General features: G+C 66.9%; 30 protein-coding genes. 12 read left to right on the top strand and 18 right to left on the bottom strand.

The genetic code is table 11. The annotated features are described in order from the left end of the window. Positions 1 to 201 precede the first annotated feature (201 nt). Complete coding sequence (locus QQ25_RS13920) at positions 202 to 1569, top strand: DUF349 domain-containing protein (protein WP_039319310.1); 1368 nt, start codon at positions 202 to 204, stop codon at positions 1567 to 1569. Between the two features lie 24 nt (positions 1570 to 1593). On the opposite strand, the gene QQ25_RS13915 is transcribed toward QQ25_RS13920, so the two are convergent. Continuing rightward, positions 1594 to 2226, bottom strand: a complete 633-nt coding sequence (locus tag QQ25_RS13915; protein WP_039379206.1) for an Rv2732c family membrane protein — start codon at positions 2224 to 2226, stop codon at positions 1594 to 1596. Beyond that, complete coding sequence (gene miaB / locus QQ25_RS13910; RefSeq protein ID WP_039319306.1) at positions 2214 to 3764, bottom strand: tRNA (N6-isopentenyl adenosine(37)-C2)-methylthiotransferase MiaB; 1551 nt, start codon at positions 3762 to 3764, stop codon at positions 2214 to 2216. The genes QQ25_RS13915 and miaB overlap by 13 nt, the downstream gene beginning before the upstream one ends. A gap of 158 nt (positions 3765 to 3922) precedes the next feature. On the opposite strand from miaB, the gene QQ25_RS13905 reads away from it, so the two are divergent. Genes QQ25_RS13905 through QQ25_RS13890 form a run of 4 tightly spaced genes read left to right on the top strand, consistent with a single transcriptional unit; the run spans position 3923 to position 7136 of the window. Beyond that, entirely contained in the window at positions 3923 to 4651 is a 729-nt protein-coding gene (locus tag QQ25_RS13905) for an amino acid ABC transporter ATP-binding protein (protein WP_039319304.1), read from the top strand. A 38-nt stretch (positions 4652 to 4689) separates the two neighbouring features. Next, entirely contained in the window at positions 4690 to 5508 is an 819-nt protein-coding gene (locus QQ25_RS13900; protein WP_039319302.1) for a glutamate ABC transporter substrate-binding protein, read from the top strand. Between the two features lie 22 nt (positions 5509 to 5530). Beyond that, a complete protein-coding gene (locus tag QQ25_RS13895; RefSeq protein ID WP_039379204.1) occupies positions 5531 to 6211 on the top strand; it encodes an amino acid ABC transporter permease in 681 nt (226 codons plus the stop codon). 31 nt (positions 6212 to 6242) lie between these two features. Beyond that, a complete protein-coding gene (locus QQ25_RS13890; RefSeq protein ID WP_039319297.1) occupies positions 6243 to 7136 on the top strand; it encodes an amino acid ABC transporter permease in 894 nt (297 codons plus the stop codon). 25 nt (positions 7137 to 7161) lie between these two features. On the opposite strand, the gene recX is transcribed toward QQ25_RS13890, so the two are convergent. From recX to QQ25_RS13865, 5 genes are all read right to left on the bottom strand, one after another. Beyond that, positions 7162 to 7722 (bottom strand): recombination regulator RecX, encoded by a 561-nt coding sequence (recX, locus tag QQ25_RS13885; RefSeq protein WP_039319295.1) that lies wholly within the window; start codon positions 7720 to 7722, stop codon positions 7162 to 7164. Next, positions 7691 to 8746 (bottom strand): recombinase RecA, encoded by a 1056-nt coding sequence (recA, locus tag QQ25_RS13880; protein ID WP_039319292.1) that lies wholly within the window; start codon positions 8744 to 8746, stop codon positions 7691 to 7693. The genes recX and recA overlap by 32 nt, the downstream gene beginning before the upstream one ends. 158 nt (positions 8747 to 8904) lie before the next feature. Further along, positions 8905 to 9108 (bottom strand): hypothetical protein, encoded by a 204-nt coding sequence (locus QQ25_RS13875; protein WP_039319289.1) that lies wholly within the window; start codon positions 9106 to 9108, stop codon positions 8905 to 8907. 45 nt (positions 9109 to 9153) lie between these two features. Then, complete coding sequence (locus tag QQ25_RS13870) at positions 9154 to 9348, bottom strand: DUF3046 domain-containing protein (protein ID WP_039319286.1); 195 nt, start codon at positions 9346 to 9348, stop codon at positions 9154 to 9156. 10 nt (positions 9349 to 9358) lie between these two features. Next, on the bottom strand, positions 9359 to 10528 hold the full coding sequence (locus tag QQ25_RS13865; RefSeq protein WP_039319284.1) for a glycosyltransferase: 1170 nt from the start codon (positions 10526 to 10528) through the stop codon (positions 9359 to 9361). Positions 10529 to 10568: 40 nt separating this feature from the next. Between QQ25_RS13865 and QQ25_RS13860 the strand changes: the two genes are divergently transcribed. Further along, on the top strand, positions 10569 to 11003 hold the full coding sequence (locus tag QQ25_RS13860) for a limonene-1,2-epoxide hydrolase family protein (RefSeq protein WP_039319281.1): 435 nt from the start codon (positions 10569 to 10571) through the stop codon (positions 11001 to 11003). A 7-nt stretch (positions 11004 to 11010) separates the two neighbouring features. Here the strand turns inward: QQ25_RS13860 and pspM are convergent, their stop codons facing one another. The 5 genes from pspM to pgsA form a co-directional block, all read right to left on the bottom strand. Then, positions 11011 to 11829, bottom strand: a complete 819-nt coding sequence (gene pspM / locus QQ25_RS13855; protein ID WP_039319279.1) for a phage shock envelope stress response protein PspM — start codon at positions 11827 to 11829, stop codon at positions 11011 to 11013. A 20-nt stretch (positions 11830 to 11849) separates the two neighbouring features. Then, positions 11850 to 12665, bottom strand: coding sequence for a phage shock protein PspA (pspA, locus tag QQ25_RS13850; RefSeq protein ID WP_039319276.1), 816 nt, complete (start codon positions 12663 to 12665; stop codon positions 11850 to 11852). A gap of 207 nt (positions 12666 to 12872) precedes the next feature. Continuing rightward, on the bottom strand, positions 12873 to 13226 hold the full coding sequence (gene clgR, locus QQ25_RS13845) for a transcriptional regulator ClgR (protein ID WP_039379202.1): 354 nt from the start codon (positions 13224 to 13226) through the stop codon (positions 12873 to 12875). Positions 13227 to 13331: 105 nt separating this feature from the next. Beyond that, positions 13332 to 13820, bottom strand: a complete 489-nt coding sequence (locus tag QQ25_RS13840; protein WP_039319271.1) for a CinA family protein — start codon at positions 13818 to 13820, stop codon at positions 13332 to 13334. After that, positions 13798 to 14403 (bottom strand): CDP-diacylglycerol--glycerol-3-phosphate 3-phosphatidyltransferase, encoded by a 606-nt coding sequence (gene pgsA / locus QQ25_RS13835; RefSeq protein ID WP_039379199.1) that lies wholly within the window; start codon positions 14401 to 14403, stop codon positions 13798 to 13800. Before pgsA ends, QQ25_RS13840 begins: the two co-directional genes overlap by 23 nt. 42 nt (positions 14404 to 14445) lie before the next feature. Between pgsA and QQ25_RS13830 the strand changes: the two genes are divergently transcribed. Further along, on the top strand, positions 14446 to 14967 hold the full coding sequence (locus QQ25_RS13830; protein WP_039319266.1) for an amino-acid N-acetyltransferase: 522 nt from the start codon (positions 14446 to 14448) through the stop codon (positions 14965 to 14967). Positions 14968 to 14987: 20 nt separating this feature from the next. On the opposite strand, the gene QQ25_RS13825 is transcribed toward QQ25_RS13830, so the two are convergent. Then, positions 14988 to 17546, bottom strand: a complete 2559-nt coding sequence (locus QQ25_RS13825; protein WP_201774227.1) for a DNA translocase FtsK — start codon at positions 17544 to 17546, stop codon at positions 14988 to 14990. 159 nt (positions 17547 to 17705) lie between these two features. On the opposite strand from QQ25_RS13825, the gene QQ25_RS13820 reads away from it, so the two are divergent. Genes QQ25_RS13820 through QQ25_RS13810 form a run of 3 tightly spaced genes read left to right on the top strand, consistent with a single transcriptional unit; the run spans position 17706 to position 19716 of the window. Next, positions 17706 to 18020, top strand: coding sequence for a putative quinol monooxygenase (locus QQ25_RS13820; protein ID WP_029111111.1), 315 nt, complete (start codon positions 17706 to 17708; stop codon positions 18018 to 18020). A gap of 2 nt (positions 18021 to 18022) precedes the next feature. Further along, entirely contained in the window at positions 18023 to 18850 is an 828-nt protein-coding gene (locus tag QQ25_RS13815) for a mycofactocin-coupled SDR family oxidoreductase (RefSeq protein ID WP_039379193.1), read from the top strand. Beyond that, positions 18847 to 19716 (top strand): SAM-dependent methyltransferase, encoded by an 870-nt coding sequence (locus QQ25_RS13810; RefSeq protein WP_039379190.1) that lies wholly within the window; start codon positions 18847 to 18849, stop codon positions 19714 to 19716. The genes QQ25_RS13815 and QQ25_RS13810 overlap by 4 nt, the downstream gene beginning before the upstream one ends. Here the strand turns inward: QQ25_RS13810 and QQ25_RS13805 are convergent. After that, positions 19713 to 20120, bottom strand: coding sequence for a group III truncated hemoglobin (locus QQ25_RS13805; RefSeq protein WP_039319256.1), 408 nt, complete (start codon positions 20118 to 20120; stop codon positions 19713 to 19715). The two genes, QQ25_RS13810 and QQ25_RS13805, sit on opposite strands and share 4 nt — an antisense overlap. Before the next feature lie 72 nt (positions 20121 to 20192). Here QQ25_RS13805 and QQ25_RS13800 point away from each other — a divergent pair, with 72 nt between their 5' ends. Then, positions 20193 to 20825, top strand: a complete 633-nt coding sequence (locus QQ25_RS13800) for a helix-turn-helix transcriptional regulator (protein ID WP_039379188.1) — start codon at positions 20193 to 20195, stop codon at positions 20823 to 20825. Then, positions 20825 to 21262, top strand: coding sequence for a hypothetical protein (locus QQ25_RS13795; RefSeq protein WP_039379187.1), 438 nt, complete (start codon positions 20825 to 20827; stop codon positions 21260 to 21262). Before QQ25_RS13800 ends, QQ25_RS13795 begins: the two co-directional genes overlap by 1 nt. Here QQ25_RS13795 and QQ25_RS13790 read toward each other — a convergent pair. From QQ25_RS13790 to thyX, 4 genes are all read right to left on the bottom strand, one after another. Next, positions 21248 to 21922 carry an MFS transporter gene (locus QQ25_RS13790; RefSeq protein WP_131546163.1) on the bottom strand — a complete coding sequence of 225 codons (675 nt, stop codon included), beginning with the start codon at positions 21920 to 21922 and terminating at the stop codon, positions 21248 to 21250. The genes QQ25_RS13795 and QQ25_RS13790 overlap by 15 nt on opposite strands. A 48-nt stretch (positions 21923 to 21970) precedes the next feature. Next, positions 21971 to 23647 (bottom strand): ribonuclease J, encoded by a 1677-nt coding sequence (locus tag QQ25_RS13785; protein WP_039319248.1) that lies wholly within the window; start codon positions 23645 to 23647, stop codon positions 21971 to 21973. Continuing rightward, entirely contained in the window at positions 23647 to 24495 is an 849-nt protein-coding gene (gene dapA / locus QQ25_RS13780) for a 4-hydroxy-tetrahydrodipicolinate synthase (protein ID WP_234706119.1), read from the bottom strand. Before dapA ends, QQ25_RS13785 begins: the two co-directional genes overlap by 1 nt. 146 nt (positions 24496 to 24641) lie before the next feature. Next, a complete protein-coding gene (thyX, locus tag QQ25_RS13775; RefSeq protein WP_039319244.1) occupies positions 24642 to 25406 on the bottom strand; it encodes an FAD-dependent thymidylate synthase in 765 nt (254 codons plus the stop codon). Positions 25407 to 25473: the final 67 nt, after the last annotated feature.

Here is a 25473-nt window from a genome sequence, read left to right as displayed (position 1 = left end):
CCGTGACCGCGCCGAGGGTCCGTGAAACGGCCGGATCAGGCCGATCCCGCCGCCGCCCATCGGGGTTTGTGGGGGCATTGCGCCGAAAGCCATGGGCACGGCACAGCGCGACCTGCTTCAATAGCGGACAAAGCGACAGCATCAGGCGCCGCGTCGCGCGGCAGATGCACGGGCAAACCGTGCGGAGTACGAGGAGCGGATATGACAACCAGTGAGCCAGGCGAAGCCACCCCACAGACGACGTCGGGGCCCACTCCCGAGACCAACCCGCGGCCCACCCCTGCAGCTATCCCACGGCCGGGCCCACCCCGTCCCGTTCCCCGTCCCAGCCGGGTTGCCCCGGTGGTCGCGGTCGCGCCGAGCAGCGACCCGCACCGCTTCGGGCGGGTGGACGACGACGGCACGGTGTGGTTGGTCAACGGATCCGACGAGCGCGTCATCGGTTCGTGGCAGGCCGGCGACACCGAATCTGCGTTCGCTCACTTCGGCCGGCGCTTCGATGATCTGCATACCGAGGTGGCGCTGCTGGAGCATCGGCTGTCCACCGGCACCGGCGATGCCCGCAAGATCAAGTCGGCGGCCGCCGCGCTGGCCGAAAGTCTGCCCACCGCAGCAGTTCTCGGCGACGTGGATGCGCTGAACACCCGTCTGACAGCGATCCTGGAACACGCCGACGAGGCCGCCAAGACCGAGCGGGCCCAGCGGGAAGAGCACCGCGCCGCGCAGACCGCGCGCAAGGAGGCACTGGCCGCCGAAGCCGAAGATCTGGCCGCGAACTCCACCCAGTGGAAGTCCGCCGGAGACCGCCTGCGCGAGATCCTCGACGAGTGGCGCACCATCACCGGATTGGACCGCAAGGTCGACGATGCCCTGTGGAAGCGCTACTCGACCGCCCGGGAGACCTTCAATCGCCGTCGTGGCTCCCACTTCGCCGAACTCGACCGCGGCCGCGTCGGCGCCCGCCAGGTCAAGGAGGGCCTGTGCGAGCAGGCCGAGCAGCTCTCCGGATCGACCGACTGGGGCGCCACCGCCGCCGCCTTCCGCGACCTGCTGGCCCAGTGGAAGTCCGCGGGCCGCGCCGCCAAGGATGTCGACGACGCACTCTGGCACCGGTTCAAGGCCGCCCAGGACACGTTCTTCGGCGCCCGCAACGCCGCGCACGCCGAACGTGACGCCGAGTTCAAGGCCAATGCCGCCGCCAAGGAGGCGCTGCTGGCCGAGGCCGAGAAGATCGACACGACCGATCTGGATGCGGCCCGCGCGGCACTGCGCACCATCGGCGACAAGTGGGATGCGATCGGCAAGGTCCCCCGTGAACGCGCCGCCGATCTGGAACGACGACTGCGCGCCGTGGAGAAGAAGGTCCGCGACGCACCGTCCGGCGGTGTCGATCCCGAAGCCAAGGCTCGTGCCGATCAATTCCGCTCCCGTGCCGAACAGTTCGAGCGGCAGGCCGAGAAGGCCGAGGCGGCCGGGCGGACGAAGGATGCGGCCGAGGCCAGGGCAAGCGCCGAGCAGTGGCGTCAGTGGGCCGACGCGGCGGCGGCCGCGCTCGGAGAGCGCAAGTAGCGCTGGAGCGCTCGGAGGGCGCAGCTAGGTCTGGTCCGGCTGGTCCGGCTTCTTGCCTGCGGTGTCGCTGCCCGTCGAGTCGGGCTCAGGGGCCGCCTTCGGGAAGCCGAGCACGCCGTGCTGCTGATGCTCGGCGGCTTCGCGGCGGCGCTCCTCCTCGGCTGCCAGCTGCAGCGCCGTGCGCGACCAGACCACCCGCGCCCAGTGGAACGTCAGCACGATCACCGCGAGCCAGCCGATGATCAGTCCGATGCCCGGGCCGGGGTAGCCGGCGGCGGTCTGGCGTGACCACACCGCAAGCATCCCGAGCGCGCTGGCGACCGCGGAACCGGCGAGCGCCACCCAGGCCAACGCCCAGCGGCGGGTGATCAGCGCCAGCGTCGAGAAACCGACCGAGAACACCAGCGCCAGCCAGGTGAACACCCGCGACGGCAGCGAAATCCCGTCGGCCAGGGCCGTGGCGTCACCGACCAGGACATCGAAGCCCTTGCTGGAGCCGGTGTGTGGCAGGACGAAGGACAGCAACACCACGAACACGAGGATCGCGACCACCATCGCCCGTGGGCCCGAGTCGAACTCACGGGTGACCCTGCGTTCGACTGCGGCGAGGTCGTCCTTGAACCGGTCGAAGTCGCTCTCGTTGCTCAACAGCCACATCCTTCTGATGCCGGCGGCGTTGTCGGCGCGCCGATCCGTGGTAGCCCCAGACCGACGCCGGTGCGGGGCCGCTGCCCCGCCGCGTGCGCATCACCGGCGCGGGTGCGCCGATGTGTGGCCAGCGGCGCGTCGGCGATCAGATGATGTGGCGCCGCGCCGGTCACGGTCGTGGTGACGATGTCGCCGGGCCGGATGTCCTTGGCCCCTGGGGCGAAGTGGACCAGGCGCCCGTCGCGGGCCCGGCCCGACATGCGGGCGGTGCTGGCGTCCTTACGGCCTTCGCCGGTGGCGACCAACAGCTCCACCTCCCGGCCGATCTGAGCCTGGTTCTCCTGCAGGGAAATTCGCTCCTGAAGCTCGATCAGCCGCTGATAGCGTTCGGTGACAACAGCTTTCGGCAACTGGTCGGGCATCTCGGCGGCCGGGGTGCCGGGTCGAATCGAGTACTGGAAGGTGAATGCGCTTGCGAACCTCGACCGTTCGACGACGTCGAGGGTGGCCTGGAAATCTTCCTCGGTCTCGCCCGGGAACCCGACGATGATGTCGGTGGTGATCGCGGCGTGCGGGATCGCGGCCCGGACCTTGTCGATGATGCCCAGGTAGCGCTCGGCCCGGTAAGAGCGGCGCATTGCCTTCAGGATCCGGTCCGAACCCGATTGCAGCGGCATGTGCAGCGTCGGGCACACGTTCGGGGTCTGCGCCATCGCCTCGATCACGTCGTCGGTGAACTCCGCCGGGTGCGGCGAGGTGAACCGCACACGCTCCAGCCCGTCCACGTCGCCACAGGCCCGCAGCAGCTTGGCGAAAGCGCTGCGGTCACGGGGTACATCGGCCCAGTTGGTCGGGTCCTCGCGCAAGCGCTCGTCCGCAGCGAACGACACGCCGTAGGCGTTGACGTTCTGGCCCAACAGGGTGACCTCGAGCACACCCTGGTCAGCCAGGGTCTGAACCTCGGCCAGAATGTCGCCCGGCCGACGGTCGACCTCTTTACCGCGCAGCGACGGCACGATGCAGAACGTGCAGGTGTTGTTGCAGCCCACCGAGATCGAGACCCAGGCCGCATAGGCGGACTCCCGCGTCGCGGGCAGGGTGGACGGAAACTCCTGCAGGGCCTCGACGATCTCGACCTGGGCGGCACGGTTGTGGCGGGCCCGCTCCAGCAGCGTCGGCAGGGATCCGATGTTGTGCGTGCCGAAGACCACGTCGACCCACGGGGCTCGGCGCAGTACCGAATCACGGTCCTTTTGTGCCAGGCAACCGCCGACCGCGATCTGCATGTTGGGGTCGGCCTGCTTTCGCGGGGCCAGGTGGCTCAGATTGCCGTACAGCTTGTTGTCGGCGTTCTCGCGGACCGCGCAGGTGTTGAACACCACGATGTCGGCATCGGCGCCGTCCTCGGCGCGCCGGTATCCGGCATCCTCGAGCAGGCCGGACAGCCGCTCGGAGTCGTGCACGTTCATCTGGCAGCCGTAGGTGCGGACCTGATAGGTGCGTGCGCAACCGAGGGCCGGGTCGGGTGCTGCGTCCCGGGTCTCCATCGTCGTCACGGACTCAATGGTACGGAGGCGCCCAAAACGTTAACGCGGCGGATTCACGAGATCCGGGCAGGGTGGACGTTCCCTGGGTAAGGTCACCTGCCATGGGAAGCCCCGGCGCGCAGCCGCAGGTCGACGACGCAGCGCCACGAGATGTGCCGATGATCTCGCTGTCGGGAGTCAACAAACACTTCGGACCGCTGCACGTACTGAACGACATCAACCTCGACGTGGGCCGCGGCCAGGTCGTCGTGGTGCTCGGCCCGTCGGGATCGGGTAAGTCCACGCTGTGCCGCACCATCAATCGGCTGGAGACCATCGATTCCGGCACCATCGCGATCGACGGCCGGACCCTGCCGGCCGAGGGGCGCAAGCTGGCCCAGCTGCGTTCGGACGTCGGCATGGTGTTCCAGTCCTTCAACCTGTTCGCGCACAAGACGATCCTGGAGAACGTCACGCTCGCCCCGGTGAAGGTCCGCCGCAAGTCCAAGACCGAAGCGCGGGAGAGGGCGATGGCCCTGCTGGACCGCGTCGGGGTGGCCAATCAGGCCGACAAGTACCCGGCACAGCTGTCGGGTGGTCAGCAGCAACGCGTCGCAATCGCCCGGTCGCTGGCGATGAATCCGAAGGTCATGCTGTTCGACGAGCCCACCAGTGCCCTGGACCCCGAGATGATCAACGAGGTGCTGGCGGTGATGACCGCACTGGCCGGCGAGGGCATGACGATGGTGGTCGTCACCCACGAGATGGGTTTCGCCCGCCGCGCGTCTGACCGGGTGGTGTTCATGGCCGACGGCGCGATCGTCGAGGACGCACCGCCGGCCGAGTTCTTCGACAATCCGAAATCCGATCGCGCCAAAGATTTTCTCGGCAAGATTCTCCATCACTAGCGCTCTGCCACTAACGCTCCGCCGAAAGGAACCCGAACATGCCCTCTGTGCCGTTCAAGTTGGTCGGTACCCTCGCTCTCGCGATCGCCCTCCCCTTCGCCGCGACCGCCTGTGGCGGCGGCGACGGCGGTGACTCCAGCAAGATCGTCATCGGCACCAAGTACGACCAGCCCGGTCTGGGCCAGAAGAACCCGGACGGCACCATGTCGGGATTCGACGTCGACGTGGCCAAATACGTGGCCAACGAATTGGGTTACCCCGAGGACAAGATCGAATGGAAGGAATCGCCGTCCGCTCAGCGCGAGACGCTGATCCAGAACGACCAGGTCGACTACATCGTGGCCACCTACTCGATCACCGACGCCCGGAAAGAGAAGGTCGACTTCGCCGGGCCGTACCTGATCACCGGGCAGAGCCTGCTGGTGCGGGCCGACAACACCGACATCACCGGTGCGGCGTCGTTGGAGAACAACAAGAAACTGTGCTCGGTGTCCGGTTCGACTCCGGCTCAGCGGATCAAGGACGAATACCCGAAGGTGCAGCTGCAGCAATACGACACCTACTCGCTGTGCCTCGATGCGATCAAGAACGGCAACATCGATGCGCTGACCACCGATGAGGTGATCCTGGCCGGCTACGCCGCCCAGAGCCCCGGGACGTTCAAACTGGTCGGCGACACCTTCTCCGAAGAGCGTTACGGCATCGGCCTGAAGAAGGGCGACACCGAGTTGCGCAACAAGATCAACGACGCGATCGAGAAGATGATCTCCAGCGGCGCCTGGAAGGAAGCGTTCGACAAGAACCTGGGCCCGGCCGGGATCAAGGCACCGACGCCGCCGTCCGTCGACCGCAACTGAGCCGTGAGGTAACGCTCCGACCGTGGAGATCTTCGATGAGTACCGCGACGAGATATTCGCGGCGTTCTGGACCACCATCCAGCTGACGGCGTTCTCTGCGGTTGGGGCACTCATCCTGGGCACGGTGCTGGCCGCCATGCGGCTGGCGCCCGTGCCCGTGCTGAACTGGCTGGGCACCGCGTACGTCAACATCGTCCGCAACACCCCGCTGACCCTGATCATCGTGTTCTGCTCACTCGGGGTGGGACAGACGCTGGGGGTCACCTTCACCAATCCCGACTCGCCAACCTCCATCGCGGACAGCAACTTCCGGTTGGCGGTGCTCGGACTCACGGTCTACACCGCGTCGTTCGTATGTGAGACGGTGCGATCCGGGGTGAACACGATCCCGCTGGGCCAGGCCGAGGCCGCGAGGTCCCTCGGGTTCACCTTCGGACAGAATCTGCGATTGATCCTGCTACCCCAGGCATTTCGGGCAGTGATCATCCCGCTGGGATCGGTACTGATCGCGTTGACGAAGAACACCACGATCGCCTCGGCGATCGGTGTGGCCGAGGCGGCGTACCTGATGAAGGTCATGATCGAAAACACCGCAGCGGTGATCATCATCGGCGTCATCATGGCGGCCGGATTCGTCCTGCTGACACTGCCGATGGGCTTGTTCTTCGGATGGCTGGGTAAGCGACTGGCGGTGGCGCGGTGATGAGCGCTTGCGCGAAGAACGGACAACCCCGATGAGTGGCTCAGTTCTCTTCGACGCGCCCGGACCGCGGGCGCGGGCACGCAACCAGGTCATGACGGCGATCACCGTGCTGGTCGCCATCGCGGTGATCGGATACGTGGTCTTTCAGCTGTGGGCCAAGGATCAGTTGCAGCCCGACAAGTGGAAGCCGTTCCTGACGTCGAACCTGTGGACGACGTACATCCTCCCGGGTGTCGAGGGCACGCTCACCGCGGCGGCGGTGTCGATCGTGCTGGCATTGGCGTTGGGACTGCTCCTCGGTGTGGGGCGAATGGCACCGATACCCCCGATCCGCTGGATCTGCGCGGTGATCGTGGAGTTCTTCCGGGCGGTGCCGGTGCTGATCATGATGCTCTTCGCGTACTTCCTCTACGCGACGTACGACATGTTCCCCTCCAAGCACCTGGCGTTGGCGGGCGTGATCACCGGCTTGACGCTCTACAACGGCGCGGTGATCGCCGAGATCGTTCGGGCCGGCATCAACTCCCTGCCCCGCGGCCAGCAAGAAGCCGCGTGGTCACTCGGGATGACATGGACCCAGACCATGCGGATGATCCAACTGCCGCAGGCGATCACGGCGATGCTGCCCGTGCTGGTGTCGCAGTTGGTGGTGGTGCTCAAGGACACCGCCATCGGCTACCAGATCACCTTCGTGGAGATGGTGCGTCAGGGCCAGAACATCGGGTCGGCCTACCAGAACATCCTGCCCGCACTGATCGTCATCGCCCTCCTGATGATCAGCGTGAACTTCGCGCTGTCGGTCTTGGCGACGCGGATCGAACGCCGGTTGCGCCGCTCCAGCCGCGGACCCGCGCCCCTGGAAGCAGAGGCCGTCGAGCAGGAAGGCGCACCAGGCGCTCAGGTGTTGCACGTGCAGCGAGACTGACGGCACGAGTCGCCGAAAAGACTGATCACACCCGGCGGCGCTCGCGTTCGCCGGCCAGCTCAACACGGACCACGTCGAAGGCCATCGACTGGTTGTAGCCGCGGCGGGCCAGCATGCCGACCAGCCGACGGGTCACCTTCACGTCGTCATCGCCGTCGAGCCGTTCCCGACGCAGCTTGTCACGGACCATCTCCTCGGCCCGTTGCCGTTCGGTGGCCGGATCCAGCTCGGCCAGTGCGGCCTCGATGACGTCGTTGTCGACGCCCTTCTTCCGAAGCTCGACAGCCAAGGCGCGCTTGCCTTTTCCCGCGTTGGCGTGCCGGGACCGCACCCACTGCTCGGCGAAGTCCTCGTCATCGATCAGGCCGACGTCGGTGAGCCGATCGAGCACCCTGGAGCTGAGGTCTTCTTCGAAGCCCCGTTTGGTGAGTTGTTCGGTCAACTCGGCACGGGTGCGGGCCCGTACGGTGAGCAGGCGCAGGCAGACGTTCTTCGCCTGCTCCTCGCGTTTGCGCGGATCCTGCGCCTGCTCCCCCTCGGGTTTACCCGACGGCTCAGAAGTCGACCGGAGCGGGAAGGACGTCATCAGCCTTTACCTCGGCGGTCACAACAGCACCGATACCGAGCTTTTCCTTGATCTTCTTCTCGATCTCGTTGGCGACGTCGCCGTTCTCCAACAGGAACTTGCGGGCGTTCTCCTTGCCCTGGCCCAGCTGCTCACCCTCATAGGTGAACCAGGAGCCGGACTTGCGGATGAAGCCGTGCTCGACACCCATGTCGATGAGCGAACCTTCACGGCTGATGCCATGGCCGTAGAGGATGTCGAACTCAGCCTGTTTGAACGGCGGCGAGACCTTGTTCTTGACCACCTTGACGCGGGTCCGGTTACCGACCGCGTCGGTGCCGTCCTTGAGCGTCTCGATGCGGCGGACGTCCAGACGGACCGAGGCGTAGAACTTCAATGCCTTACCACCCGTGGTGGTTTCGGGCGATCCGAACATCACACCGATCTTCTCGCGGAGCTGGTTGATGAAGATCGCGGTGGTGCCCGAGTTGTTCAACGCACCGGTCATCTTGCGCAGCGCCTGGCTCATCAGCCGGGCCTGCAGACCGACGTGGCTGTCACCCATCTCACCCTCGATCTCGGCGCGGGGCACCAGGGCCGCCACCGAGTCGATCACCAGGATGTCCAGCGCACCCGAGCGCACCAGCATGTCGGCGATCTCCAGCGCCTGCTCACCGGTGTCGGGCTGGCTGACCAGCAGCGAATCGGTGTCCACACCGAGTTTCTTGGCGTACTCGGGATCCAGCGCGTGCTCGGCATCGATGAACGCCGCGATACCGCCGGCGGCCTGGGCATTGGCCACGGCGTGCAGCGCCACGGTGGTCTTACCCGAGGATTCCGGGCCGTAGATCTCGACCACCCTGCCGCGCGGCAGGCCGCCGATGCCGAGGGCCACGTCCAGGGCTATCGAGCCGGTGGGGATCACCGAAATCGGCTGGCGCACCTCCTCGCCGAGGCGCATCACCGAGCCTTTACCGAAGTTCTTGTCGATCTGGGCCATCGCCAGTTCGAGCGCTTTTTCGCGATCAGGGGCCTGTTGCGCCATGATGTTGATGCCTCTCCGAGTAGTCCGTGCTGACCGGTGTTCCGATCGGTTGGCCGTGACGCTAGAGCAGACCACCGACAAAAATGTTTCGGTCGAGCACTGCCCACACTAGACGAACATCTGTTCGACTCAAGTGGACACGCCGGAGATGGTTCCCGTCAGTGACGCCAGTTCGGAAAGTTGTCGAGATCCCGCAGCGTCATGACGAAACCGAATGCGCCGACGGCGACTGCCAGGAAATACCCGAGAGCGGCCTGCCACCCGTCGAGGGTGGACGCGACCAACCAGCACAGCAGAACTGCTGCGATCACCAGCAGGACACCGTAGAGAGGTGTCCGCATCGGATGGTCACCGAGACCCATGCCTCCGGTATACGCCGAAAACAGGCACAGGGAAAGCAGCGCGGTTCACCACACGTCGCGCGGGACGTCGAAGTCGGCGCACAGCGCCCGCCACACGGTGCGTGGGTCCACACCGTCCTCGATGGCCTGTGCTGCCGTGCGGCCGTCGAGAGCGCCGAGCACGTGATCGACGAGCAATGAGCGACCCCGTATCGGACCGAACTGGCCGTCCACGAGTTCGTTGAATTCCGTCAGCCGCACGGGCCCCAACCTACCCAGTGTGCGCGAGAGCGTCATGGCACACCCGTACCGGATCTGCCACCCCGGCCAGTGACGCGCCGGCCCGCTGTGCGGCCGCGCGATACGACGACGACCCGAGCACAGTTCCGACCGCGGCCGTCAGCGAATCCGCCGACAACGGCCGCACCAGCTGTCCACTGCCCTGGCGCACAACACGATTGGCGATCTCCCATTGATCACCGCCGCCCGGCACCACCACCATCGGCACACCGGCCAGCATCGCCTTGGACACCAAACCGTGCCCACCACCGCACACCACCAGATCGGCGTGCGACAACAACTCGTCCTGGCGGCCCAGCCCCACCGCCGCCCACGGGGGCACCTCGACGTCGGCCCCGCCCAGTCGCGACACCACCACACGGGCCCCCTCGGGCAACGTCTCGCCCGGGCGCAACGAAAGGACCAGCTCGGCCATCCCCTGTGTCCCGGTGGTCGCGGTGGAGGGCGCCACCATCACGACCGGCCCCGACCCGGGCGGCACGGTCAGCACCGCATCGGTCGGCTCAAAGTGCAGCGGCCCCACCACTACGGCCTCGGCCGGCCAGTCCGGGCGTGGTACCTCCAGCGCGGGCAGGGTGGCGATCAGGCGCCGCAACGGGCCGGGGTCGACCGGCGCAAGACCGATGTCGGCCCGCACGCCGGCCCGCTCTGCCAGGCCGGCCCGGATGGACCTCGCGGTCAGGGCGCGCATGACGTTGTCACGCAGCCGTCCGCGCAGACCGACGCCAGGGGCCAATCCGCTGCCGAGCGGCGGCAAGCCCTTCGACGGCAGGTACAGCGGATGCGGATTGAGCTCGACCCAGGGCAATCCGAGGAGCTCCGCGGCCAACCCGCCACAGGCGGTGATCACGTCGGAGACCACAAGATCGGGCTGCAGCTCCCGCAACCCAGGCACGTTGAGCTGCGCCATCCGCCCGGCCCGCCGATGGATCTTCGCCCCGGCATCGGCGTCGTCGTCGGCATCAGTGGCATCCAGGCCGACGAGTTCGACTGCGTCGACACCCGCGGCCCGCGCGGTGTCGAGCCATTCCACTCCCGTCAGCAGCGTCGGGATGTCCCCCACGGCCAGGAACTTCAGGCACAAGGCAAGGGCCGGGAAGGCATGTCCGGGATCAGGTCCGGCGACAACAGCTACGCGCACCGGCCTACCCTGCCACAGCTGTCCCCACTAGGCTGCGGGCATGGCTGACCAATCCACCACCGCGGCTGCGTCCCAGACCAGCACGGTCGAGACCTTCCTCAACGCACTGCAGGAGGAGGACTTCGACACAGCCGAGAGCGCTCTCGCACAGAACCTCGTGTACCAGAACGTCGGTTTGCCGACCATCTACGGACGCAACCGCGCGATGAAGCTGTTCCGGTCGATGCCGGGCCGGATGGCCTTCGAGGTGAAGATCCACCGGATCGCCGCCGATGGTGCCGCCGTGCTGACCGAGCGCACCGACGCGCTGGTGTTCGGGCCGCTGCGCCTGCAGTTCTGGGTCTGCGGGGTATTCGAGGTGCACGAAGGCCGAATCACGCTGTGGCGGGACTACTTCGACATGTTCGACATGGTCAAGGCAACGGTGCGCGGCCTCGTCGGGGTGGTCGTGCCCTCGCTCCGTACGTCGCTGTAGCGGCGGTTCAGGCGCGGCGCAGCCGGCCCAGCTCGTCGAATGCCTGCGCCCACCCGATCAGTCGATCGGTGGCCCCGGTCAACTCGCCGCGGTAGCGCTGCTGCGACAACGGCGACACCGCATCCTGCCCGCTGTTCACCGTGGACACGAGTTGCGCTGCGGCAGTGACCATCTCGTTGTACTGGCGCACGCCCTCACCAAGCTGTGCGGCGAACGCGTTGATGGTGGGCACCAGATGCTGACGCGATTGCGGGGCGTTGCTGATCGCCCGCTCCATCGACACCACCTCGGTGGCGGTGGCGGCCATGGTCCGTGCGGTGTGGTTGGCCACCGCGGTCAGCTCCCGCAGTTCGTCGGGCGGAAGCATCCGCCCGCGCTCCAACACTCCGAGTAGGGAGAACATCCCCCGCTCGGAGGCCGTCAGCGCCGCCATCGGCTGCCGGGCCGCCGAACCCCATGGCGGTAACCGGCGCCCGGAGACCGGCCGCTGCACCGGAAGCGGTTCCGCGCGTAGCCACCGGTAGCGCAGCCAGAACAGTGTGGCCGGGAACGCCGCGCCGGCCGCGATCGCTCCGCTGATGATCAGGCCCCAGACCGGTGTGCTCCACGAGGCCAGCAACGCCGTCACCAAGACCCAGAACACGCTGGACAGGGTGAAGAACACGCTGAAGCGCAGCGCCCACCGCCGCTTGCGCAACAGCTTCGCGCGCGGATCGGCGGCGGCGCTGAGCTTTTCGGTCAGCGCGCCGGACAGATCGGCCGCGGTATCGATAGCCCGCTGCGCCAACGATCTCCACGCGTCCGGTCGTCCGGTCTTGGTAGCCATGATCTAAAACACTCGAATCGTTATTGCCCGAGCGGGTTTTCGGGGGTGGGAGAAGTTTGGTTGGGCGCCGGAGAGGCAGGCGTGGCCGGGGTCGCACCACCGCTGGGCAGGGCGTCGCCGCGCATCGAGGCGCGGATCTGCTCCAGCCGGGAGTGGCCCGCCATCTGAACGCTGGCCTGCTGGACCTCCATCATGCGGCCCTGCACAGAGTTCTGCGCGAGCTCGGCCTCACCCATGGCGTTGGCGTAGCGGCGTTCGATCTTCTGCCGCACTTCGTCCAGGCTCGGGGTGTTACCCGGCGCGGCGACCTCGCTCATCGACCGGAGCGAAGAACTGACCTGCTCCTGCATCTTGGCCTGCTCCAGCTGCGACAGCAGCTTGGTGCGCTCGGCGATCTTCTGCTGCAGCATCATGGCGTTCTGCTCGACGGCCTTCTTGGCCTGCTGGGCAGCCTGCAGGGCCTGATCGTGCAGACCCTTGAGGTCCTCGACGCTCTGCTCGGCGGTGACGAGCTGGGCCGCGAACGCCTCGGCGGCGTTGTTGTACTCGGTGGCCTTGGCAGCGTCACCGGCAGCGGTGGCCTGATCAGCCAGCGTCAGTGCCTGGCGGACGTTGACCTGCAGCTTCTCGATGTCGGCGAGCTGACGGCTGAGCCGCATCTCCAGCTGGCGCTGGTTGCCGATGACCTGGGCGGCCTGCTGGGTCAGGGCCTGGTGCTGACGCTGCGCGTCCTCGATGGCCTGCTGGATCTGCACCTTCGGATCGGCGTACTCATCCACCTTGGAGCTGAACAGCGCCATCAGGTACTTCCACGCCTTGACGAACGGATTGGCCATTGCTTCGTTCCGCCTTATCTGTCGGGCTTGTCTGCCAGGCCCTCGCCGGGCCTTGTCGTTTCAGGTTGCCGCATTTCCTCTGCTGCCAACTTATCGGTTCCGGACATGCAGCCACAGCCCCGCACGCAGTTCGCATGGGTGTTTTGCGAAAATTCGCGACCCAGGCACGAACAGGGCAATCAGGCCGGCGTCGGGACCGCGCTCATCTCAGGCGACGGCCATCGACACGGGCTGCGGAATGACGACCTTGATGGCCGCATCGATGTGGGCGACATTGGCGGTGACATCGGTATGGTCCGGCACCTGGACCGCTGCGCCGGCGTGCTCGCGTTCGGCCAGGTTCTCGCCCGCATCTGTGAGTACCCGCGACAGCGGGACGTCCAGGGCGTCGCAGATGGCGCCCAGCAGTTCGCTGGAGGCCTCTTTGCGGCCCCGCTCCACCTCAGAGAGGTATCCGAGGCTCACGCGCGCCGCGTCGGAGACTTCGCGCAACGTGCGTCCCTGTTCGGTGCGGGCGTTACGCAGCACGTCGCCAATCACCTCACGCAGCAGTGTCGTCATCGCGCTCTCCTTCGCCTCGCCTGTCAAGGTTCGCTATCAGACCAACGCCGTGGGCCACCGCATGGTTCCCGAGGGCCCAAGGGCAATCGCCCTGGACGATTTCGGTTACTGGTCCTGGACGAGTGAACGCAACCGGGCGATCGCCTCGTCGACGGCGGCGCGGCGAATATCCCAGCGTGAGCCGGACAACGACAACTCGACGACGTCGGTGTCGACCGGACCGGCCAGCCCGATGAACACCGTGCCCACCGGGTGTCCGCCGTGCGGTTCCGGACCGGCCACGCCGGTCAGGCCGACGCCCCAGGTCGCCGCGCAACGCTGGCGGGCCCCGACGGCCAGCGCCCGTGCCGTGGGAGCCGAAACCGGGCCGACCGCGTCGAGCACCTGAGGAGCCACACCCGCGAGCCAGATCTTGGTGTCTTCGTTATAGGTGACCAGGCCGCCCTGCAGAACTGCGCTGGCCCCGGACACCCCGGCCAGCGTCGCCGCCAGAAGGCCACCGGTGAGCGACTCGGCGGTGGCCACGCTCTGCGAACGCACCGTCAGGTCGGCGACCAGTGCCCTGGCGTCGTCAGTGAGCAGCGGATCGTCCACGCGAATCCCTGATCGCGGAAATGACGTAGTCGGCACCGGTGAGCACGGTCAGCACCACTGCGGCCCACATGATCACCCAGGCGACGTTCAGCCAGATGTCGGGCCAGGCATGCAGCGGCAGGATGAACAGCCCGATGGCGACGGCTTGCACCAGAGTCTTGAGCTTGCCGCCACGACTGGCGGGAATCACACCGTGACGCAGCACCGCGAAGCGCAGCACCGTGATTCCGATCTCACGGGTCAGCACCACCGCGGTGATCCACCACGGCAGGTCGCCGAGCATCGACAGGCCGATCAGCGCCGCCCCGATCAGCGCCTTGTCGGCGATCGGATCGGCCAGAGTGCCGAACTCGGTGATCATTCCGTAACTGCGGGCCAATGCCCCGTCGAAGTGATCGGTGATCACCGCGACCGCGAACACCGCGAAAGCGGCGATCCGCCAGACGGTTTCATGGCCGTCGCCGACGAACAAGAAGACGAGGAAGACCGGAACAAGCACCATCCGCACCCCAGTGAGCACGTTGGCGAGGTTGGCCACGCGCGCGCGCGGGACCACCGGATCGGTAGAAGGTTGGCCCGGCACCGCAACAGAATATCCGTTGCCCTAACCGATACTCTTGCGCCTGTGAACCCAGGCAGTGTCGAGGAGCGCAAACACCCTGTGGTGCGGCGCGCCCGCACGTCCGATGTTCCGGCAATCAAGAACCTCGTCGATGTCTACGCGGGCAAGATCTTGCTGGAGAAAAACCTGGTGACGCTGTACGAGGCGGTCCAGGAATTCTGGGTGGCCGAACTCGACGGCGAGCTCGTCGGATGCGGGGCGCTCCACGTGCTGTGGGCCGATCTCGGCGAGGTGCGCACGGTGGCCGTGCATCCCAAGGTCCGCGGCACAGGTGTGGGCCACGTGCTGGTCGAGCAGTTGCTCGACGTGGCCCGCGAGCTGCACCTGAGCCGGATCTTCGTGCTGACCTTCGAAGTCGACTTCTTCGGCAAACACGGTTTCGAGGAGATCGACGGCACCCCGGTGACCGCCGAGGTGTACGAGGAGATGTGCCGCTCGTATGACACGGGTGTGGCTGAGTTCCTCGACCTGTCCTACGTCAAGCCCAACACCTTGGGGAACACCCGGATGTTGTTGACGCTCTAGGCGATTTGTAGAGCCGCGGGCTAGAACTCGTCCGGATCGTCGTCGGCGTCGGCACCGTTGGCGTCGGCCCCACCGCGGATCAATGCCAGCGTGCCGGCCAACTCGTCGGGCTTGACGAGCACCTCGCGCGCCTTCGAACCCTCCGACGGGCCGACGATGCCGCGGGTCTCCATGAGATCCATCAGGCGGCCCGCCTTGGCGAAGCCGACGCGCAGTTTGCGCTGCAGCATCGAGGTGGACCCGAACTGCGAGGACACCACGAGCTCGACGGCCTGCAGGAGGACGTCCATGTCGTCGCCGATGTCGGGGTCGACGTCCTTGCGTTCGCCCGCCTTGACCGCGGTGACACCCTCGATGAACTCCGGCTCGGCCTGGGTCTTGGTGGCCTCGACGACGGCGTGGATCTCCTCGTCGGTGATGAACGCGCCCTGCATGCGCTTGGGTTTGTTGGCGCCCATCGGCAGGAAAAGGCCGTCACCCATACCGATGAGCTTCTCGGCACCCGGCTGGTCCAAGATGACGCGGCTGTCGGTGAGCGATGAGGTGGCGAACGCCAGCCGGGATGGCACGTTGGTCTTGATCAGACCGGTGACGACGTCCACCGACGGCCGCTGCGTGGCCAGCACCAAGTGGATGCCGGCCGCCCGAGCCTTCTGGGTGATCCGCACGATCGCGTCCTCGACGTCGCGCGGTGCGGTCATCATGAGGTCGGCGAGCTCGTCGACCACCGCGAGGATGTACGGGTACGGCTTGTAGACCCGCTCGCTACCGAGCGGCGTCGAGATTTCCCCGGATCTCACCTTGTCGTTGAAGTCGTTGATGTGGCGCACGCGGGACGCTTTCATGTCCTGGTAGCGCTGTTCCATCTCCTCGACCAGCCAGGCCAGCGCCGCGGCGGCCTTCTTCGGTTCGGTGATGATCGGTGTGATGAGGTGCGGAATGCCTTCGTAGGGCGTGAGTTCCACCATCTTCGGGTCGATCAGGATCATCCTGACCTCTTCGGGCGTGGCCCGCGCCAGCAGGGACACAAGCATCGAGTTGACGAAGCTGGACTTACCGGAACCGGTGGAGCCGGCCACCAGCAGGTGCGGCATCTTGGCCAGGTTGGCCGAGACGAAGTCACCCTCGATGTCCTTGCCCAGGCCGATCACCAACGGGTGATGGTCGCGCCGCGTCGACGGTGCGGTGAGCACGTCGGCCAGCCGGACCATCTCGCGGTCGGTGTTGGGCACCTCGATACCGACGGCGGACTTGCCGGGGATCGGGGCGAGCATGCGGACGCTCTCGGTCGCCACCGCGTAGGCGATGTTGCGCTGCAGGGCGGTGATCTTCTCGACCTTCACGCCCGGGCCGAGCTCGACTTCGTAGCGGGTGACCGTCGGGCCGCGGGTGCAGCCGGTCACGGCCGCGTCGACCTTGAACTGTTCCAGCACCGAAGTGATGGCGGCTTCCATCTGGTCGTTGGCGGCGGTGCGCAGTTTGGGCGGGTCGCCGGCGATCAGCAGATCCAGCGGGGGCAGCGTGTAGGGCCCCTCGATGACCCGGTCCATCACCAGGGTGTCGTCGGGCTTGGGTTTGCTCTCTGGCTTCTTGCGGCGAGTCTTGACCGCGGGTTCGGGAACGGTGGGCGCGTCAGCGTCGTCGGGCAGCGGGTAGTTGTCCATCGGCGAACCGCTGGGCGCCTTGGGCGCCTCGATCGCGGCCGTGGGCCAGGCCTGGGCCGCGGCTTCGCTGCCCGCGGTGTCGTCGTCGTAGTAGCCGTCGGAGAAATCGTCGGGCTCGGACCCGTACTCGTCGTCGTATTCGTCGTACTCGTCGTCGTATTCGTCCCGGAACGCACGGGTGCTGAACATGGTGCGCAGGGTCGAGGGCACCTCTCGGATCGTCGTGCCGGTGATCAGCAGCAGGCCGAACAGCACACCCATGAACAGCAGTGGCGCGGCGATCCACTCGGTCAGCCCGTCCGACAGCGGCCCGCCGATGGCGAAGCCGACGAATCCGGCGGCGTGCTGACGGGCGATGGGATCCTGCGGCGATCCGGACCACAGATGCCACAGGCCCAGCATCGGCAGCGCGATCATTGCCGATCCCAGGATGAGCCTGGGGCGTGACTCCGGGTCCGGCTCGGTACGCATCAATACGACGGCGATGGCGCCGAGGACGACGGGCACCAGGACCACCGGACCGCCGATCAGGGTGCGCAGCGCCGTGTCGATCCACTGCCCGACGGGGCCGGCCGCGTGGAACCACGAGCTGGCCGCGACGACGACGGCGACGCCGAGCAGCGCGAGCGCCAGTCCGTCACGGCGGTGGCCGGGCTCGATGTCGCGGGCGCGGCCCACCGAGCGGGCGGTCGATCCGGCCCCCTTGGCGAGCATCAACCAGCCGGCGCGAGCGCCTTGGCCCAGCTTCTGGCCGGCGACAGAGACGGGCGACGCCTGCGGCTTGCGCGCCGGCTTGCGTCGCGGCGCAGCCGGGCGGCCCTGCCGGGCCGGCGCCGGACGCCGCGAACCGCTCCGCGAGCTGGCGTTTGACCTGCTCGAGCGCGCTCCGGATCGGCCGGCGGTCTTGTTAGCCATGACCGCAAGCCTAGTCGCATATGCCCCATATTCACCATCTGCCACACGGGTCACAAGACGGTCTCAAATGACACTTAGCCATACGAACCGAATCCAGCGGGTTATCGCCTAGGGTGGACACTCGTCCAGTTTCGGCACTCATCGAGGAGTTCTGCACCTATGCCCGTTGTCGTCGTCGCCACCATGAAGGCCAAGCCCGAGTCCGTCGAAGCCGTGCGCGAGGCCTGCACAAACGCGGTCGCGGCCGTGCACGACGAGCCGGGATGCCAGCTGTATTCGCTGCACGAATCCGACGGCACCTTCGTGTTCGTCGAGCAGTGGGCCGACGCCGATGCACTGAAGGCGCACAGCACCGCCCCGGCCATCGGTGCCCTGTTCGGCAGCATCGGCGAGCTGCTCGACGGCGCCCCCGATATCAAGATGTTGCAACCGGTGGTGGCGGGCGATCCGGCCAAGGGACAGCTGCGGGGCTGATGATGAGCACCGAGGCTCCCCTGGCCGGGAAGGTCGCCTTCATCACCGGCGCGGCACGCGGCCAGGGGCGGGCCGAAGCCCTGCGGCTGGCCGCGGACGGGGCCGACATCATCGCGATCGATCTGTGCGACCAGATCGAGTCGGTGCCCTATCCCCTGGCCACCCCCGACGATCTGGCTGCCACGGTCAAGCTCGTGGAGGACGCCGGTGGCCGGATCGTCGCGCTGCGAGCCGATGTCCGCGATGAGGAAGCCCTTCGGGCGGCGCTGCAAGCCGGAGTGGACCAGCTCGGCCGACTCGACATCGTCGTCGCCAATGCCGGGATCGCCCCGATGCAGTCCGGCCCCGACGGCTGGCGCGACGTCATCGACGTCAACCTGACCGGCGTACACCACACCGTCGAGGCGGCGATCCCGCTCATGGTCGAACAGGGTGACGGCGGATCGATCGTGCTGATCAGCTCGGCCGCCGGCCTGATCGGCGTGGGCGGCGGCGACCGCGGCTCGCTCGGCTACACCGCCGCCAAGCACGGAGTGGTGGGGCTGATGCGAGCCTACGCCAATTTCCTTGCCCCACACAGCATCCGGGTCAACTCGATCCACCCCACCGGGGTGGACACCCCGATGATCAACAACGAGTTCACCCGGGACTGGCTGCGCCACATCTCCGAGGAACTCAATGCGCCAACCGATTTCGGCAACGCACTGCCGGTGCAGGTGGTGCAGGCCGAGGACATCGCCAACGCGGTGGCCTGGCTGGTGTCGGATCAGGCGCGTTACGTCACCGGCGTGACACTTCCCGTGGATGCCGGCATCGTCAACAAGCGATGAGCAATCCCGTCGCCGCAACCGCGATCGGCCCGATGGTGCTGGCAGCCGTCGAGCAGTACGAACCGGTGCGGCGCCGGCTCGTCGACGACGACATGGCGTCGTCCTTTCTGCCGGCCGGGCTGCGCGCGTTCATCCGGACGATGCGCTGGCCGGTTGCCCGCGGGCTGCTGATCCAGGCGACCGAACGCTTGGGCCCGGGACTGTGGGCGAACCTGACCTGTCGCAAGCGCTACATCGGCGACAAGCTCACGCAGGCATTGCCCAACATCGACGCCGTGGTGATTCTCGGCGCCGGGCTGGACACCAAGGGCTACCGGCTCGCCCGGCACAGCGCGATCCCGGTGTTCGAGGTGGACCTGCCGGTCAACATCGAGCGCAAGCGCTCGGTGGTGCGCCGCGCGCTGGGAACCGTGCCGGACTCGGTGCACCTGGTGCCGGTGGATTTCGAACGCGACGACCTGGCCGCCGAACTGGCCAAGCACGGCCACGTAGCTGCGCATCGCACCTTCTTCGTATGGGAAGGCGTGACGCAGTATCTGAGCGCCGACGGCGTCGGGGCGACGTTCGAGTTCCTCCGCTCGGCGGCGCCGGGGAGCCGGCTGGCGTTCACGTATGTGCGCAGCGATTTCATCGACGGCACCAATCGGTACGGCGCCCAGTCGTTGTATCGCCGGTTCCGGGTCCGTAGCCAGCTGTGGCAGTTCGGGCTGCAGCCCGACGGAGTGGCGGCCTTCGCCGAGCCCTACGGCTGGCAGTTGATCGAGCAGGCCGGGCCCGATTACCTGATCGAGCACTACGTTTCACCGTCCGGCCGGAATCTCACCGCGTCCCAGGTGGAATGGACGGCTTTCGCCGAAAAGCGTTAGCAGGCAACGAGAGCGTCGAGCTCGGCGGCATCCAGGCCGACCAGTCGCCGGTGCATGGCCTTGGCGATGCGCCCCGCCTGCAGCTTGGCACGCTCCGCGTGCGGACCTTCGAACAGCTCATCGACGGTCTCGGTCCACAACGTCAGCCACCGCACGAAATGCTTCGCCGACAGCGGATGGCGGGCGTGCAGTTCGCGATGGACGATCAGCGCGCTGCGCTGATAGAGCCCTGCACGGAACAGCACGGTCTCCCAGAAGTCGCACATGACGGGCAGATGGGATCGCAGGCCATTGGCGCGCAGTTCGGAGAACGGCTCGGCGAGCACCGGATCGGAAAGCGCCTTGCCGTAGAAGCGCCACAGCAGCACTTCGACATCGTCGTGGCCAGATAGGTCGTCAGCCATCGGACAATCCCCTTCTCGGATCGACAGCGCGTCACCTAGTTTCTACAACCGCTGTTTGTATAAACTCTAGCCATGATCACCGCGATCGGGAAGCGCCGAGTCGACGTGATGAGCACGCTGAAGGCCTCGGCGACACCGATGACCATCGCGCAGATCGCTGCCGAACTCGCAGTTCACCCCAACACCGTGCGGTTTCACCTGGAACACCTGGAGGCCCAGGGACAGGTGGAACGTGTCCAACCACACCACCGCGGCCCTGGGCGCCCCCCGCAGCTGTACCGGGCGGTCCACCGGATGGACCCGAACGGGCCGACCCACTACCGCATGCTGGCCGAGATCCTCGTCAACGGATTGGCCGACGACGATGATTCCGCCGCCAAGGCCCGGGAGATGGGGCGGGCCTGGGGACGCGCGATGCCGCGGCGAACAGCGGACTCCCCCGACTCGGCCATCAATGCCCTCGTGCAGGCACTCGATGACATCGGCTTCGCGCCGGAGCCACCCGAGAAGGATCACATCCGGTTGCGCCACTGCCCATTTCTGGAGCTGGCCGAGACCCGCACCTCGGTCGTGTGTCCGATCCATCTGGGGTTGATGCAGGGTGCGCTGGAAAGCTGGCAGGCACCGCTGGCGGTCGAGCGGCTCGATCCGTTCGTCGAACCGGACCTGTGCGTGGCCCGATTGGGCCCGAAAGGAGATTCATGATGGATGCCGGTCTGGCTGTCGCGGTCGCCGTGACCTTTTGCTGGCTGGGCATGGTGCTGGCGATCTCGTTCATCGAGGCGCCGCTGAAATTCCGGGCGCCAGGTGTGACGCTGCAGATCGGGCTTGGCATCGGGCGCATGGTTTTTCGCGCGCTCAACGCCGTAGAAGCCGCGTTCGCCGTGGTCGTCATCGTGACCCTCGCCGTGCACCGCCCGTCCGGGGCGGTGATCGCAACCTTCGCGATCGCCATCGTGGCGCTGGCCATCCAACTGATCGCGGTGCGGCCCAAGCTGACTCAGCGCTCCAACGCCGTGCTGGCGGCCGCTCCGGGAGCGGAAGCAGAGGGGCGGTCGCACGCGCACTACATCTACGTCGCGTTCGAGCTCATCAAGGTCGTGAGCCTGCTGACCGGCGGGGTCCTGCTACTTGCCGGCTGATTCCAGGCTCGGCGTGTCAACCTGAACCACAAGACCATTCGCGTACGGCCGGTGCGGGTCACGCGGGTTCGTCTCGGGAAGAATCAGCCGCCATCCCTTGTACGGATTCTTGTCACGGGCCACAAGAAACCCGCCCCGCGCACCCGGGCCTGCGAGTTCGTCGGCGCTGCGAATCGGACCGGCGGCGAACAGATCGCCCGACTGTGTGAGAGCCGCGGGATTCGACGCCAGCCGTCCGAGCCAGGAGACGACCGCGTCGTGGACGTATACCGCCTGCGCGTCGGGTAACCGGGTGTCGATCAGAATTGCGGTCTCGGCATCCGGAAAACCGGCCGGGTACACGTCGCACAGCAGGCCGCCACGCATCACGCGAGCATAGAAGCGACGCATCAGGATTGAGGGCATGAGCCTTGATCCAACGACGACGCTGCCCAGCGCCACCGCGAATACCACGGTAACGGTGGTATCCGGTCCGTGCTCCCGGACAAAATAGGCGTACAGCGCCCAGGGAAACACGAGCGCGAATAGGACACCACCTACAACGAGCAGATACCGAAGAAAGTACGGATATTCGACAGCACGCTTGATTTCTTCGGCCGAACCCAACGGCGGAAGCGGGCGGCGTCGCTCGAATGGCACCTCAGGTGCGGGACGGCTCACCGACCCAATCTAACGGCACCGGCGAATCGCTCGGTGCACCAAATTCGATCAGATCTCGATGACGGTCGGAACGATCATCGGCTGGCGCCGGTAGGTCTCGCCCACCCACTTACCGACGGTGCGCCGTACCGCCTGAGCGATGCGGGTCGGGTCCGTGATGTTGTCGGCGGCAAGGCTTTCCAGCTCCCGCTCGACACTGCGGGCCACCGGCTCCAACGCCTTCGGATCCTCGGAGAATCCGCGGGAATACAGGTGGGCCGGGGCAGCGGGCTTTCCGGTCTCGCGGTGGATCACCACCGTCACCGCCACGAATCCCGAAGACAGGATCAGGCGTTCGCCGAGGGTGGCATCGCCGACATCGCCTGTGATCAACCCGTCGACGAACATCTTGCCGACGGTGACCGCCCCGGCGATCGAAGCCTTACCGGCCACCAGGTCGACGCTCACGCCGTTCTCGGCGAGCACGATGTTCTCCGGCGGCACCCCGGTGCTCGCGGCCAGTGCTGCGTTGGCGCGCATGTGACGCCAGGTGCCGTGCACCGGCATCACGTTGCGCGGACGCACGCCGTTGTAGAGGAACAGCAGCTCCCCCGCGTACGCGTGGCCGGAAACATGTACGCGCGCTTGAGCATTGGTGACCACGCGGGCACCGATCTTGGCCAGCGCGTCGATGACCCCATAGACCGCCTCCTCATTGCCCGGGATCAGCGACGAGGACAGGATGATGAGGTCGCCTGCGGTCAGCGTGATGCTGCGGTGCTCGCCGCGCGACATCCGCGACAGCGCAGCCATCGGCTCCCCCTGGGTGCCGGTGGTGATCAGCACGACCTTCTCGGCCGGCATCATCTCGGCCGCGCCGATGTCCAGAATGTCGGCGTCGGTGACCCGCAGTAACCCCAGTTCGCGGGCGATGCCCATATTGCGCACCATCGAGCGCCCGACGAACGAGACCCGCCGGCCCAGTGCTACCGCAGCGTCGATGATCTGTTGCACGCGGTCGACGTTCGACGCGAAGCAGGCCACGATCACGCGGCCCTCGGCACCGCGGATCAGCCGATGCAGCGTCGGGCCGACCTCACTTTCGGACGGACTGACACCCGGGTGTTCGGAATTGGTGGAGTCGCACAGGAACAGATCGACGCCGGCGTCACCGAGCCGGGACATGCCCGGCAGATCGGTCGGGCGGCCGTCGAGCGGCTGCTGGTCGAGCTTGATGTCTCCGGTGTGCAAGACGGTGCCGGCACCCGTGTGAATCGCCACGGCCAGGCAGCCCGGGATCGAGTGGTTGACCGCGAAGTACTCGCATTCGAAGACGCCGTGCTGGCTGCTCTGCCGTTCGGCGACCTCGACGAACACCGGCTTGATGCGGTGCTCCCGGCACTTCTCCCGGATCAGCGCGATGGTGAACTTCGAGCCGACCACCGGGATGTCGGGACGCAGCTTGAGCAGGAACGGAATCGCGCCGATGTGATCCTCGTGGGCATGGGTGACGACGAGCGCCTCAACATCGTCGAGGCGATCCTCGACATGGCGCAGGTCCGGCAGGATCAGGTCGACTCCGGGTTCGTCGTGCCCGGGGAAGAGCACGCCGCAGTCCACGATGAGCAACCTGCCGAGGTGCTCGAAGACCGTCATGTTGCGGCCGATTTCGCTGATTCCGCCCAGCGCGGTAACTCGCAGACCGCCGGGGGCCAGGGGCTTGGGGGGCGCGAGTTCGGTGCTCACTATCGCAACACCGCAGCCGCACGCATATCGACGGCCAGCGCCTCGATCTCGGCCGGGGATGCCGGGATCTGCGGCAACCGGGGTTGACCGGCGTCGAATCCCTGCAATCGCAGGCCTTCCTTGGACATCGTCACCCCGCCGAGGTGGGCCTGGGCTCGGGCCAGCGGGGCCAACGACACGTTGATCTTGCGCGCCGTGGCGATGTCGCCAGAATTGAACGCGGTCAACATGTCTCGCAGCTGCCCGGCGGCCAGATGGCCCCAGACGCTGACGAAACCGACCGCGCCCATGGCCAACCAGGGCAGGTTCAACGTGTCGTCACCGGAGTAGTACGCCAGCCCGGTCTCGGCGAGGATCTGGCCGCCCCCGTGCAGGTCCCCCTTGGCGTCCTTGACACCCACGATGTTCGGGTGCGTGGCCAGGGCGCGGATGGTCTCCCAGGCGATCGGGATCGAGGACCGCGGCGGGATGTCGTAGAGCAGGTTCGGCAGATCGGTGGCATCGGCGACCGCGGTGAAGTGCGCCAGCAGACCCGCTTGCGGGGGCCGTGAGTAATACGGCGTCACCACGAGCAGCGCATGTGCACCCGCGGCGGCACACGCCTTGGCCAGGTGCACGCTGTGGGCGGTGTCATAACTGCCGGCGCCGGCCACGACGCGGGCCCGGTCCCCCACGGCCTCCAGCACCGCGCGCAACAGCGCGAGCTTCTCGTCATCTGTGGTGGTCGGCGACTCACCGGTGGTACCCGAGAGCACCAGGCCGTCACATCCGGCGTCTACCAGGCGATTCGCCAAGCGAGCGGCGGCGTCGAGGTCAAGCGAGCCGTCGGGCTTGAACGGAGTTGCCATTGCGGTCAACACCGTGCCCAACTGCGCTGTTACATCGATTCCGCTCGTACTCACGCGCCAAGATTACCCGGTGGTCTCAAGCCTCCGTGGCCGTGTACCCGAGCCACTCCGTCAAGCCTCCGTGGCCGTGCACCCGGGCCACTCCGTCAGGCCTCCGTGGCCAAGGGAGACGTTGCCACCTCACTACCATCCGCCAGCGTCGAAATCTCGAAATCGGAGAACACCGCCGGGGCCGCTTCGACGAGCTCACGCAGGCAGGCGATCGCCAGCCGGCGGATCTCCACATCGGCGTGTTCGCTGGCCCGCATCGCGATGAAATGGCGCCAGGCGCGGTAGTTGCCCGTGACCACGATGCGGGTCTCGGTGGCGTTGGGCAGCACCGCCCGGGCGGCCTGTCGGGCCTGCTTGCGGCGCAAAACCGCAGAGTTTCCGCTGGGCTGGTCCCCCATGAACTTGGCCTCCAGCCGGGCCAGCAGTTCGGTGTAGGTGGCGCGGCTGGCGTCGGCAGCCGTGGTGAAGATCTCCACCAGTTCCGGGTCGTCCTCGAACCCGGGGGGGACCACCACCTCGGCGTCGTTCTCGGGCACGTAGCGCTGTGAGAGCTGCGAGTAGGAGAAATGCCGGTGCCGGATCAGCTCATGGGTGGCCGAGCGCGAGATGCCGGTGATGTAAAAGGACACCGAGGCGTGTTCGAGCACCGAGAAATGCCCGACATCGATGATGTGACGGATGTAGCCCGCGTTGGTCGCCGTTTTCGGATTGGGCTTCGACCAACTCTGGTAGCAGGCCCGGCCGGCGAACTCGGTGAGCGCGGGCCCGCCATCGGCATCGGTGCTCCACGGCACGTCCGGCGGTGCCTGGAATTCTGTCTTGGCGATCAGCTGCACGCGCAGCGGCGCGATCTCGGCCACGGACTCACCTTACTGTCGGCCTTTGAGGCACCAGCGCTTCAGACCCGCAACGGACAGAATTGCCGCG

Source organism: Mycolicibacterium setense (assembly GCF_000805385.1).
In the GTDB taxonomy this organism is placed as follows: domain Bacteria; phylum Actinomycetota; class Actinomycetes; order Mycobacteriales; family Mycobacteriaceae; genus Mycobacterium; species Mycobacterium setense.
This window is presented reverse-complemented; position numbering and strand designations above follow the sequence as displayed.